Below are 12,390 nucleotides of genomic sequence, written 5' to 3'. Positions count from 1 at the left end.
TGGGCCTAGGGGAGAGGACGGATCACCCCGGCCAGACGATCGCCTGCGTCTCGCTGTACGCGTGCAGCGCGTACGAACCCACGTCGCGCCCCACCCCGCTCTGCTTGAACCCGCCGAACGGCGCCTCCATGTTGCGGCCGACCGTGTTCACGCCCACGCCCCCGGCCCGCAGGCGCCGGGCCACCCGGAAGGCCCGGGCGACGTCGCCGGACCAGACGTAGTCGATGAGGCCGTAGTCGCTGTCGTTGGCGAGGGCGACGGCCTGATCCTCGTCGTCGAAGGGGAGGACGACGACGACCGGCCCGAAGATCTCCTCCCGGACGACCCGCATGTCGGGGGTGCAGTCCGCCAACAGCGTGGGCGCCACCCAGAAACCCCGCTCGTACGGCGGACGTTCGCCGCCCGCCACCACCCGCGCGCCCTCCTTGCGGCCCAGCTCGACGTACGACTCGACGCGGTCGCGGTGGGCCGCCGAGATCACCGGCCCGACCACCGTGCCCGGCTCGCGCGGATCGCCGACCGGCAACCGGGCGGCGTAGGCCGCCAGTTGGGTCACCAGCCGGTCGTACACGCCGCGCTGTGCGATCACCCGCGTCGGCGCCGTGCAGATCTGCCCGCTGTAGAAGGTGAGCGTGGTGGCGATGCCGGCCACGGCCGCGCCCAGGTCCGCGTCGTCGAAGACGACCGCCGCGCCCTTCCCGCCCAACTCCATCAGCTGGCGCTTCATCCCGCGCCCGCACACCTCCGCGATCCGCCGCCCGACCGCCGTCGAGCCGGTGAAGCTCACCATGTCGACGTCCGGCGAGTCCACGGCGGCCTCACCGACGTCCGCCCCCGACCCGCTCACCACGTTCACCACACCCGGCGGCACACCGGCGGCCTCCAGGGCCTCCGCCATGCGATAAACGGAGAGCGGGTCCTGCGGGGCCGGCTTCACGACCACCGTGTTGCCCATGGCGAGGGCGGGGGCGATCTTGCCCGCCGGGTTGGCCCAGGGGTTGTTGTACGAGGTGATACAGGTGACCACGCCCACGGGCTGGCGCACGGCGAGAGCGCCCATCACGGCGGCCCTGCCGAAGGGCCCTGCCTCGTTGATCTGGGGCGCGATCGGCTCCTCCACCGGCTCCACGCGCGCGTACCGCTGGAACCGGGCGGCCCCCACCCCCACCTGCATGGCCCGCGCCGTCCCGGTCGTCGCACCGCTCTCGGCCTGGGCGAGTTCGGCGTACGGGACGAGGTGGCGGCGTATCTGGTCCGCCGTGCGGGCGAGGATCGCGGCCCGCTCCGCGGCGGGCGTCCTCGACCACGGTCCGAAGGCCTCCCGGGCGGCGGCGGCCGCCGCGTGCACCTGTTCCCGCGAGGCCTCCGGCGCCCACCCGACGACCTCCTCCGTCGCCGGGTCGACCACCTCGTAGTGCCCGCCGTCGGGCTCCACCCAGGAGCCCCCGATGAACAGCCGCCGCCGTTCCGCGGACTTCTCCGACGCCCCGTCCGAAGACCCCGAGGGACTCACCGTGTGCTCACCGTCCGCGTGTCCCGCCCGCTGCGCAGCACCTTGCCGGGCACGGCGCCGGTCACCACGTCGTCGCGGATCGCCTCGACGCCGTTGACCCAGACCGCCCGTACACCGATCGCCTTGGAGTCGAGGCGCGGGCTGTCACCCGGCAGGTCGTGCACCAGGGTGGCCTTGCCGGCGTCGACGCGCTCCGGGTCGAAGAGGACGAGGTCCGCATGCCACCCCTCCCGCACCTGTCCCCGTTCCCGCAGGCCGAAGAGGCGCGCCGGGTCGTCCGTGAGCATCTTCACCGCCTGCTCCAGGCCGACCAGCTTCCGGCCGCGCAGACAGTCGCCGATGAACCGGGTGGTGTACGGGGCGCCGCACATGCGGTCCAGGTGGGCGCCCGCGTCGGAGCCGCCGAGGAGGACGTCCTCGTGCCGCCAGGTCTCGGCGCGCAGGGCCCAGGAGTCGGGGTCGTTGTCGGTGGGCATGGGCCACAGGACCGTGCGGAGGTCGTCGGCGGCGCAGATCTCCACCAGGCACTCGAACGGTTCCTGCCCCCGCTCGGCCGCGATGTCCCGCACGACCCGCCCGGTGAGGCCCTCGTTCGCCTCGCTGTAGGTGTCGCCGATGACGTAGCGCCCGAAGTTGGCGAGCCGCCGGAAGACGCCCGCCTCCTTCGAGTCCGCCCTGCGCAGCATCTCCGCCCGCACCTCGGGGTCGCGGAGGCGCTCGATCCGCTCGGGCACCGGAAGGCCGAGGACGGGCCCCCACCCGGGGATCAGGTTCAGCGCGCAGAACGTGCCCAGCGACATGTTCATCGGCGTGAGGATCGGCATGGTCAGGGCGACGACCCGGCCGCCCGCCTTGCGGGCCCGCTCACTCGCCTCCAGCTGCCTGGGCACGCGTTCGGGGACGGCCGAGTCGATGGTCAGCACGTTCCAGTTGAGGGGACGCCCGGCCACCGCGCTCATCTCGACGAAGAGGTCGATCTCGTCGTCGCTGAACTGGTCCAGGCACCCGGCGACGATCGCCTCGATCTGGGTCCCCTCGTGCTCGCCGACCGCCCGCGACAGCGCGATCAGTTCGGCGGGCCGCGCGTGCCGTGACGCGACCGGCTGCCCGTCCCCGTCGCTGTGGGTCGAGGACTGCGTGGTCGAGAGGCCCCAGGCCCCCGCCTCCATCGCCTCGTGGAACAGCCGCAGCATGGCGTCCAGTTGCTCGACGCTCGGCTGCCCGCCGATGGCGTCGGGGCCCATCACATAGCGCCGCAGCGCGCAGTGCCCCACCATGAACCCGGCGTTGACCGCGATCCGCCCTTCGAGCGCGTCCAGGTACTCCCCGAATCCGTGCCAGGTCCAGGGCGCGCCCTCCTCCAGCGCGACCAGGGACATGCCCTCGACCTTGGACATCATCCGGCGCGTGTAGTCCGCGTCCTCGGGGCGGGCGGGGTTGAGGGGCGCGAGCGTGAACCCGCAGTTCCCGCCCGCGACGGTGGTCACGCCGTGGTTGAGGGACGGTGTCGCGTAGGGGTCCCAGAAGAGCTGCGCGTCGTAGTGGGTGTGAGGGTCGACGAAGCCGGGGGCGAGCACGAGGCCGGCCGCGTTCTCGGACGTGCGGGCGTCTTCGGTGACGGTCCCGATGACGGCGATACGGCCGTCCCGTATGCCCACGTCAGCGGTGTACGCGGGGGCGCCGGTCCCGTCGACGACGGTCACACCTTTGATGACATGGTCGAGCATGTCTCTCCCCTCCGGGTGCCTGGTAGGTGTCTTTCAGGAGCGCGGGGAACTGCGCGGGCCACCACGACTCACCCGCGGCCGCCGTACCCACCTCATCCCGCCGCCCGGAACCGTGAAGTCCGATGCACCGGATCCGTGTCGATCTTCGGAATCACGTGCTCCCCGACGAGCCTGATCGTCTGCAGCGTCGCCTCCTTCGGCACCCCGACCGGCAGCCCGAAGCTCAGCTGGTCCGCCCCGGCCTGCTCCCACCGCTTGCACTGCCGGAACACCTCGTCCGGGTCGCCGCAGATCAGCAACTCTTCCTCGATGAGCAGTTCGATGAGCTCCTCGTTGTACTCGGGCAGCGTCTCCGGCCACACGGGGAAGCCGTCGGGCCGGGGGAAGGTGTCGTGGTACCGGAAGACGAGCGACGGCAGGTAGTGCAGCCCGCCGTGCACGGCGATCCGTACCGCCTCGTCGTGCGTGGGCGCGCAGATCGCGGTCGTCGTCACCATCACGTTGTCGTTGACGAAGTCACCGATGGGTTCGGCGTCGACGATGGCGGTCTTGTACTTCTCCAGCACCCACTCCATGTCGGAGACCTTCTGCACACTGAAGCCGAGCACTCCGAGCCCCTTGCGCGCGGCCATGGAGTACGAGGGCGGTGACCCGGCGGCGTACCACATCGCGGGGTGCGACTTCCCGTACGGCTTGGGCAGGATCTTGCGCGGGGGCAGGGACCAGTGCTTGCCCTGGAACCCGACGTACTCGTCCTGGAGCCACATCTTGGGGAACTCGGCGATGGTCTCTTCCCAGATCTCCTTGGTGTAGTTCATGTCGGTCACCCCGGGGATGAACCCGAGGATCTCGTGCGAGCCGGCCCCGCGCCCGCTGCCGAACTCGAAGCGGCCCTCGGTGAGATGGTCGAGCATGGTGACCTTCTCGGCCACCTTCACGGGGTGGTTGACCTGGGCGAGCGGGTTGAAGATGCCGGAGCCGAGGTGGATCCGGTCCGTCGCGTGCGCCAGGTACCCGAGGAAGACGTCGTTGGCCGACAGGTGCGAGTACTCCTCCAGGAAGTGGTGCTCGGAGGCCCATGCGTACTTGAAGCCGGACTTGTCCGCCTGGATGACGTACTCGGTCTCCTCCATCAGCGCCTTGTGCTCCGCGAGGGGGTCCGTCTCGGCCCGCTTGCCCACGTATCCCTGTACAAAGAGCCCGAATTCCAAGGAGGTTCACCGTCCTCAGCCGTACTCGGCAGTCGTCACGACCGTTTCTGACAGAACGTCAGATCTCGATACGGCCGACTGTTCCACCGGCCCCGTGGAGCGTCAATAGCTGACACCCCGTCAGCTCCATGGACTCGGGGCGGTGGATTCGGGGCAGTGGGCTGGGAGTGGTGGACTCGGGGCGGTCAGAGGCTCACGCCGGCCAGCCAGCCCCCGTCGATCACGAACGGCTGCCCGGTGATGTAGGAGGAGTCGGCGCAGGAGAGGAAGAGGGCGAGGCGGGCGACCTCCTCGGGGCGGCCGATCCTGCCGAGCGGGATGCGCTTGCGGTAGAGCTTGTCGACGGCCTCGGCGGACACCTCGTCGCCCGGGTCGGTCATCGCGGTGTCGATGGAGCCGGGGCAGACGGCGTTGACCCGTATGCCCTTGCGGGCCAGTTCCAGTGCGGCGACGCGGGTGAGGCCGACGATGGCGTGCTTCGTCGCGGCGTACGCGCCGACGTACGCCATGCCCGTCATCCCCGTGTACGAGGCGGTGTTGACGATCGTGCCGCCGCCGGCCGCCTCGATCTCGGGGGCCAGGGTCTTGATCCCGAGGAAGACACCGACCTGGTTGACCCGCACCACCTGCATGAACTCGTCGAGAGGGGTGTCGACGAGGGAGTTGAAGCGCAGCACCCCGGCGTTGTTGACCAGCCCGTCGACGCGACCGTACGCCCCCTTGACCGCGGCCACGGCGGCCGTCCAGTCGTCCTCGCGGCTCACGTCCAGGTGGACGTAGAGCGCGCCGATCTCCTTGGCGAGGGCCTCTCCCCGGTCGTCGAGGACGTCGGCGACGACGACCTCGGCTCCCTCCGACCGGAACAGCCGCACCTCCTGCTCGCCCTGGCCGCGCGCGGCACCTGTGACGAGGACGACACGTCCGTCGAGCTTGCCCATGGGGACTCCCATCGCGGTGTGTTGGTCGAGGTCAGGGTACCGGCAGAGCTGACGATGCGTCAGCTGGCCGGGCAAGGGCTTGCTTCTGTGATCGCAAGTGACCGGAGAGTAGGGACATTTGACTCTGTCCTCTGGCTGTACGCAGCCCCAATAATCCTCCATCAGAAGGTAAAGCAACCCCCAAGGAGAGACAGTCATGGCAGCCAAGAGGCGCTTCAAGAACAAGAAGGTCCGATACTTGGCGATCGGTGCTTCACTCGTGACCGGCGCGGCCACCGTCACCGTACTACTGCCTTCGGCCAACGCCGCCGACGAGCCGAGCGTCGAGCGGATCATGAGGATGTGCGAAAGGACTGCCGTACTCAACGGAAAGCAGCAGACGACGCGCGATTTCGGGGGCGGCCTCGGGGACGGATTCGAATCCGACACCTGTGATTTCGTCGAGACGAAGTTCGAGACCTTCGACGGTCCCACGGAGAAGGTCACCGTCGATTTCCCGAACTGCGAGCCGAACGCCACGGAACCGTCGAAGGTGACCACCGAGTTCTCGAAGGCCGTGGGCCAGGGCCAGGGCAAGTACACCGCGACCCAGCAGGGTGCCCTCGGTGGGCTCTTCGGAGCCCTGAGCGGCGGCTGGGTGAAGCACAAGGGCACGCTGGACATGACCGTCAAGACGGCCACCGCCAGCGAGTCGGAACAGCGGGAGGTCCCTGTCGGCAAGGTCATGCATGTGACGTTCACGCCGAAGATGCAGCGCATGACCGGCGAATGGCGGGTGCACCTCGACGCCGACCCCGGCAGCTTCGCCGTGAACCCCTCCCCCGAGAAGAACTTCGTGGCGCCGGAGGTCGTCGAGGGCCCGGTCATCCTGGAGAGCGCCGCGGGCACGCCCGGCCTCGCGGACGGCACCACCAAGGTCGTCCTGGAGGACTGCTGACCGAAGTCCGACGGCTGACGGACGCCGGACGACGGACGACGACTGACGGACGCCGACCGTTCGGCTGACGGCTGACGGCTGACGGACGCCGACTAACGGCTGACAGCTGACGGCTGACGGCTGACGGGCCTCGGTCGACGGGCTGACGGCCGACGGGCCCCACCACAGGGCCGGCCACTCTCCCCGCACCGCCCCCATTCTCTTCCGGGACACCCCTCCCACCAGCACTTATCCCCCCTCATCACCCTTGCAGGAGACCCACATGACACGCACCGGGCGCAGCGGCAACCACCGCAGCAAGAAGAAGCGCATCACCCTCGCGCTGGCGCCGGTCGCCGCCCTCGGACTGGCCGTCCCGCTGATGTACAGCGCGGGCGCCGCCACCCCCGACGAGGTGGCCACCGACTGCCGCACGGACTCCGACAAGCTGGAGAACTGCGAGTTCGTCGACGTCCAGTTCAAGGCCAACAGTCTCGGCCCCAACGAGCGGGTCACCTCGGTGACCGACAACTGCGGAGTCAGCACCGCGGCGACGAAGACCTTCAGCGGCACGGCGTCGGTGACCCGTGTCATTCAGCTGGAGGACGGTTTCAACACGGACGGCAGCACGAAGCTGGCCAGCTCCGTCTTCGAGATCGGCGTCAAGTTCGCCACGCAGGAGTTCAACATCAAGCGCGACGACACCACCTCGTCGTTCTCCTTCTCCCGGTCCGACACGGTCAAGGCGGACCACATCGCCTTCTTCATGTGGTCCCACAAGCGCACCGACGTGAGCGGCTTCCTCAAGGCCACCTACAAGGAGGCGCAGGACGGCCAGAAGGTGTTCTTCTCGCCCAGCGAGAACGCCACCAGCGTCCACGTCTTCTACCCGCAGCTCCTGCCGAGCGGAACGCCCGACGGCCGCCTCTGGCTGCGTAACGTGAAGTGCGATTCCCCGCAGGCGAACGGAATCCTCAAAAGTGAGGGCAGCGTCCGCGCCGAACCCGGATTCGAAGAGGGTGGCGCGAACGTGACCGACGTCGAGGTTCCGCTGTCGGAGGTCACCATTCAGTAGCGCACGGAGAAACCTCCGAAGAAACCTCCGGAGAAACCCCCGGGCAATCCTCCAGACAAACGTCCAGACAAACATCCAGGAAAACCTCCGGACAGCCCCGAGGGAAACTCGCGGCGAAACCCCCGAGAGCCATCCGGAGAAACCCGAGTAATCCCCCGTGCCCGGCGCGGGGGATTTTTCATGCGGCTCCGAAACAGCTCCCAAGCGTTCCCGAAGGCGCTCAACCAAGCGTTCTCATACGCGAACCTGAGGGGCGGCTCCCAGCCATCTCAGCACGGCCTCCGTGCTCCCCCGGACATCCAGCTTGGCGTAGATGTTGCTGAGGTTGTTGCGGACGGTCTTCTCGCTCAGCGACAGACGCAGCCCGATCTCCTGGGCGCCGAGTCCGGTGGACAGGAGGTCCATGATCTGGCGCTCACGGGGCGAGAGCAGGGAGCGCAGGCGCTCGGTCGGCTGCCCCTGGTCCGGCAGTTGCCGTGCCGCGTCGCGGATGGCGGCGCAGGCCACGGGCGAGAAGTAGGTGTGGCCGACCGTGGCGGCCACGACCGCGGAGGACAGCATGCAGGTGCAGTAGTCACCCTCGACGAGATAACCGGCCCCGCCCCGGAACACCTCCACCACCGTGTCGGTGTCCTGCCGGGGGCTGACGACGATCACCGGGGCACTCATGGGGCCCATGGCCTCCAGCAGCCCCGCGAGGGACTCCGACGGGTCCTCGCAGCGCAGGACCACGACATCCGCCTCGGTCTCGCGGAGTTCACGGTAGGGCGGCGGGACGAGGAGCGCGCTGCTCACGTACCGGTCGTCGGGGGCCGGCCAGTCGTCGTGCGGCCACCGGCCCGGGGCACAGGCCAGGGCGACCGACAGGCCCGGGGACGAGGGTGCCGACCGGCGGGGTGGGTGCGCCGTGACGCGGGAGGGGCGTGCGGGACCAGCTGAAACGGGGGTGCCTGCGTGCTGGGACGTTCTGACGTGCCGGGGGGATCGCACCTCGCGTGTCCTTCCGCCGAAGCCATGACTCCCCTACATACGTGACTGCGGCGCCAGTTGTTCGAAGTTTCAAGGACGAACCGCGAAGCTGTCTGACAGGTTCCACGGCTCGGCCCACCACAGAAGCCGACACGGCCACTCGCTGAACTCCCGCTGCGGATGGCCGAGTTCGGAAGCGCGACGTTCGGTCGAGCGGCGGGTAGGGTCGGCGTGTGCGTTGATCTGCGGAGCGGCGGCCAGGGTGCCGCCGCAGAGGATGCGGGCGAGCCCGGCGGGTTGCGGGGCCGCCCGGTTCGGCATACCCGTCCTCCACCCACACCGGAGATCACGCCATGACCGCGCAGCGGCCCCTCATGTCCTACGACGCGTTCGTCGAGCTCGCCACCGCCGACCCCGCCGTCGTCGGCCTCGTCCTCAAGGGCTCCCGGGCCCACGGGGGCATGACCACCGAGCACTCCGACCACGACCTGTACGTCGTCCTCGCCGAGGGCGCCACCACGACCCTCACCCGGTTCGCGGGGCACCGCACCCCCGAGCTGGACCTCGTCGTCCTCACCCTCGACGAGTTCCGCTCCGCCGGGATGCCGGGCTTCGAGCGGTACGCCCTGGCCCGTGCCCGGGTCGTACTCGACCGCCTGGACGGAGGGATCGCCCGGATCCTGGCCGACAAGGCACGGCTCGACGCCGACGAGGCGGGCCGGGAGGCGGCCGCGTACCTCGACGCCTACGCCAACTCCCTCTACCGCTCGGTCAAGAACGACCGCGACGGCCAGGCGCTCGCGGCCCGCCTCGACGCCGCCGACAGCGTCCGCTACCTGCTGGAGCTGCTCTTCGCGCTCGACCGGCGCCCCCGCCCCTACAACAAGTACCTGGAATGGGAGCTGACCCGGCACCCGCTCCCCGACTGGAACACCGCCACACTCCTCGCCGCCGTTCAGCACATCACGGCCACGGGCGACGTACCCGCACAGCGCCACCTCTTCGCCCAGGTCGAGACCGTGGCCCGGCGGGCAGGACACGGCCCGGTCCTGGACGCGTGGGGCGAGGATCTGCGGCTCATGCGGGCGCGGTAGGGGTGCGTCCACACGGCGACGCGGTACGCCCGCGACCCGGGGCCGAACCCGCTGTCGGAGCGAGCTGCCGCCGCGAATGCCCCATCCGCAACGCGAGTGCGCACGCCGTCGGCGATCCGGCGATCCGGCGATCCGGCGATCCGGCGGCATGGCGATCCGGCGGGACCGGGCCCTACCGGTCAAGGGTCATGATCCACGGCTCTCGGGCACGTCGGCCGGCCCCGGTCAGTGGTCTTCGGGCTGTTGCGCTGACGCCCGAGTGCCCGTGCTCCTGCCACGCACCCGCACCCGGCACGGACAGGACCCGGCACGGACAGGGCCCGGTGAAAGCTGGGCGGTACCCCGAGAGCGGAGTTTCCCGGCTGACCACCCGCACGTACCGCATCCGCCCCGACGGCATGGCCGTCGGCCAACCGCACCAGCGCACGGTCACCAGCGGGCACGACCCCGAGCGCCTGCCGACGTCGCACGAGTGGCCGCCGTGCGGATGTCCTCGCTGCCGGACCGGGCGGGAGACGGAACCGCGGTAACCCGCACCCTCACCATCGGCCGCCCGCCTCGCCACGGCCCCCGTGACAGGGCAGGCGGCTTCTACAACAGGGGGCCCACCTCGGCCCCGAAGGCCCGCATCTGGTCCACGAGTTCATCCGCACCCCGGCTCCGGAACCGCACCTGGATCTGATCCACCCCCATCGCCCGGTACGCACGCAAGGACTCGGCCATCGCGGCCGGGCTCCCGGTGAGGGTGCGGCGTCCGACGTCCCAGTTCGGGTCGCCCACGTACAGCGGCTCGGTGATCGCGCCGATGGTGAAGGGGCCGGTGGCGCCCGCCTCCTCCCGTAGTCGGCGGAGCCGGGCGATCTGCGCCGGGAGGCGGTCGCGCGGGTCGCCCTGGGGCAGCCAGCCGTCGCCCCGGACGGCGGCCCGGCGGACGGCGGCGGGGGACGAGCCGCCCACCCAGAGGGGCACCCGGTCCTGGGCGGGCCGGGGCAGCTGGCCCAGATCCTCGAAGTCGTACAGCTTGCCGTGGTGGGAGGGGAATTCGTCCGGTCCGAGGGCCGCGCGCAGCGCGTCCACGCACTCGTCCAGGACCGCTCCCCGCCGCTCGAAGTCCACCCCCAGCGCCTCGAACTCCTCCCGCACGTGCCCGGCGCCCACGCCGAGGATCAGCCGGCCTCCGGAGAGGTGGTCGAGGGTGGCGTACTGCTTCGCCGTGAGGAGCGGGTGGCGCAGGCCGACCACCGCGACATGGCTGAGCAGCCGGACGCGTTCGGTGACGGCGGCCAGGTGGGCGAGCGTGGCGACCGGGTCGTACCAGACGGTGCTCATCGCGGGCGCGAGGCGGCGCGGGACGGCCACGTGGTCGCAGACGGCGACATACGCGAACCCCGCCCGGTCGGCGGCCCGCGCGACCTCGGCCAGCTCCCGCGGCCCCGCGTCCGCCTCCCAGGGCTCGGCGTAGAGGGTGCTCTGCGACTGGACGGGGAGCTGCATGCCGTAGCTGAGCGCCAGGCCGGTTCCGTTCGACGGGCGTTCCCCGGACCCGCTCAACTCGCGCTCCCCGGCCCCGCCCACAACCCGTCCTCCGTCAACCCCAGCAACTCGATCGCGTTCCGCCGCACGATCCGGTCCACCACGTCCGGGTCCAGGTGGCCCATCTGGGCCTCGCCCACCTGGCGGGACTCGGGCCAGGTGGAGTCGGAGTGGGGGTAGTCGGTCTCGTAGAGGACGTTGCCGACGCCGATCGCGTCCAGGTTGCGGAGGCCGAACGCGTCGTCGAAGAAGCAGCCGTAGACGTGGTCGGCGAACAGCTCGGACGGCGGGCGGTGGACCTTGTCCGCGACGCCGCCCCAGCCCCGGTTCTCCTCCCAGACGACGTCCGCGCGTTCCAGGATGTACGGGATCCAGCCGATCTGGCCCTCGGCGTACATGACCTTGAGGTTCGGGAAGCGTTCGAACTTGCCGCTCATCAGCCAGTCGACCATCGAGAAGCAGCAGTTGGCGAAGGTGATGGTGGAGCCGACGGCGGGTGGCGCGTCCGCGGAGGTGGACGGCATGCGGCTGGAGGAGCCGATGTGCATGGCGACGACCGTGCCGGTCTCGTCGCAGGCGGCGAGGAAGGGGTCCCAGTCGTCGGTGTGGACGGAGGGGAGGCCCAGGTGCGGGGGTATCTCGGAGAAGGCCACCGCTCGGACGCCGCGCGCCGCGTTCCTGCGCACCTCCGCCGCCGCCAGCTCCGCGTCCCACAGCGGGATGAGGGTGAGCGGGATGAGCCGGCCCCGCGCCTCGGGGCCGCACCACTCCTCCACCATCCAGTCGTTGTACGCCCGGACGCCGAGCAGCCCCAGTTCACGGTCCGCGGCCTCGGTGAAGGTCTGGCCGCAGAAGCGGGGGAAGGTCGGGAAGCACAGGGCCGACTGGACGTGGTTGACGTCCATGTCGGCGAGGCGCTGCGGGACGTCGTACGAGCCGGGGCGCATCTGCTCGTACGTGATGATCTCCAGCTTGATCTCGTCCCTGGAGTAGCCGACGGCGGTGTCGAGGCGGGTCAGCGGGCGGTGCAGGTCCTCGTAGACCCACCAGTCGCCGATGGGGCCGTCGTCGCCGGGGGCGCCCATCACGGGCTTGAACCGGCCGCCGAGGAACGTCATCTCCTTCAGCGGCGCGCGGACCACCCGGGGGCCCGTCTCCAGGTACTTCTTGGGGAGCCGGTCCTGCCAGACGTTCGGGGGCTCCACCGTGTGGTCGTCGACGGAGATGATCATCGGGAAGGGGGCCGGGGCGGGGGTGGGGCTGTCGGGATCCGTGGCGCTCGTCTCCAAGGTGTCCATGTCCGTTACGGTAGCGCCGATCTGACGGTCCGTCAGTAATGGACCGCCGACAACCCCCGTGCGAAGAGCCTGTGTGGACCTCGTGACATCCCGCGCGTCACCTGTGATCGACCTCT

At 70.3% G+C, this 12,390-nt stretch carries 11 protein-coding genes; 3 read left to right on the top strand and 8 right to left on the bottom strand.

Annotation, left to right across the window (positions count from 1 at the left end; translation table 11 throughout):
• Window positions 1–22: 22 nt before the first annotated feature.
• From RM704_RS27135 to RM704_RS27120, 4 genes are all read right to left on the bottom strand, one after another.
• Window positions 23–1,513: an aldehyde dehydrogenase family protein gene (locus RM704_RS27135; RefSeq protein ID WP_033531837.1), complete on the bottom strand. Its 1,491-nt coding sequence runs from the start codon at window positions 1,511–1,513 to the stop codon at window positions 23–25.
• Window positions 1,510–3,240 carry an N-acyl-D-amino-acid deacylase family protein gene (locus tag RM704_RS27130; RefSeq protein ID WP_033531836.1) on the bottom strand — a complete coding sequence of 577 codons (1,731 nt, stop codon included), beginning with the start codon at window positions 3,238–3,240 and terminating at the stop codon, window positions 1,510–1,512. The genes RM704_RS27135 and RM704_RS27130 overlap by 4 nt, the downstream gene beginning before the upstream one ends.
• Window positions 3,241–3,332: 92 nt before the next feature.
• On the bottom strand, window positions 3,333–4,451 hold the full coding sequence (locus RM704_RS27125) for an LLM class flavin-dependent oxidoreductase (RefSeq protein WP_078937481.1): 1,119 nt from the start codon (window positions 4,449–4,451) through the stop codon (window positions 3,333–3,335).
• 185 nt (window positions 4,452–4,636) lie between these two features.
• Window positions 4,637–5,389, bottom strand: coding sequence for an SDR family NAD(P)-dependent oxidoreductase (locus tag RM704_RS27120; RefSeq protein WP_033531834.1), 753 nt, complete (start codon window positions 5,387–5,389; stop codon window positions 4,637–4,639).
• Window positions 5,390–5,585: 196 nt separating this feature from the next.
• Here RM704_RS27120 and RM704_RS27115 point away from each other — a divergent pair, with 196 nt between their 5' ends.
• Both RM704_RS27115 and RM704_RS27110 read left to right on the top strand, forming a co-directional pair.
• Window positions 5,586–6,326 carry a hypothetical protein gene (locus tag RM704_RS27115; RefSeq protein ID WP_192829846.1) on the top strand — a complete coding sequence of 247 codons (741 nt, stop codon included), beginning with the start codon at window positions 5,586–5,588 and terminating at the stop codon, window positions 6,324–6,326.
• A gap of 262 nt (window positions 6,327–6,588) precedes the next feature.
• Entirely contained in the window at window positions 6,589–7,380 is a 792-nt protein-coding gene (locus RM704_RS27110; RefSeq protein WP_033531833.1) for a hypothetical protein, read from the top strand.
• Window positions 7,381–7,614: 234 nt separating this feature from the next.
• On the opposite strand, the gene RM704_RS27105 is transcribed toward RM704_RS27110, so the two are convergent.
• Together RM704_RS27105 and RM704_RS27100 are read right to left on the bottom strand one after the other, a co-directional pair.
• Complete coding sequence (locus RM704_RS27105; protein WP_033531832.1) at window positions 7,615–8,175, bottom strand: LuxR C-terminal-related transcriptional regulator; 561 nt, start codon at window positions 8,173–8,175, stop codon at window positions 7,615–7,617.
• Window positions 8,176–8,439: 264 nt separating this feature from the next.
• Window positions 8,440–8,670, bottom strand: coding sequence for a hypothetical protein (locus tag RM704_RS27100; RefSeq protein ID WP_033531831.1), 231 nt, complete (start codon window positions 8,668–8,670; stop codon window positions 8,440–8,442).
• Between the two features lie 32 nt (window positions 8,671–8,702).
• Between RM704_RS27100 and RM704_RS27095 the strand changes: the two genes are divergently transcribed.
• Window positions 8,703–9,443, top strand: a complete 741-nt coding sequence (locus RM704_RS27095; RefSeq protein WP_033531830.1) for a hypothetical protein — start codon at window positions 8,703–8,705, stop codon at window positions 9,441–9,443.
• Window positions 9,444–10,034: 591 nt separating this feature from the next.
• Here RM704_RS27095 and RM704_RS27090 read toward each other — a convergent pair.
• Both RM704_RS27090 and RM704_RS27085 read right to left on the bottom strand, forming a co-directional pair.
• The gene (locus tag RM704_RS27090; RefSeq protein ID WP_033531987.1) at window positions 10,035–10,937 is read right to left on the bottom strand and encodes an LLM class F420-dependent oxidoreductase; all 903 of its coding nucleotides are present in this window, start codon (window positions 10,935–10,937) and stop codon (window positions 10,035–10,037) included.
• Between the two features lie 53 nt (window positions 10,938–10,990).
• The gene (locus RM704_RS27085; RefSeq protein ID WP_311591328.1) at window positions 10,991–12,274 is read right to left on the bottom strand and encodes an amidohydrolase family protein; all 1,284 of its coding nucleotides are present in this window, start codon (window positions 12,272–12,274) and stop codon (window positions 10,991–10,993) included.
• Window positions 12,275–12,390 lie beyond the last annotated feature (116 nt).

The organism is Streptomyces gottesmaniae, assembly GCF_031845845.1.
Lineage (GTDB): Bacteria > Actinomycetota > Actinomycetes > Streptomycetales > Streptomycetaceae > Streptomyces > Streptomyces akebiae.
This window is presented reverse-complemented; position numbering and strand designations above follow the sequence as displayed.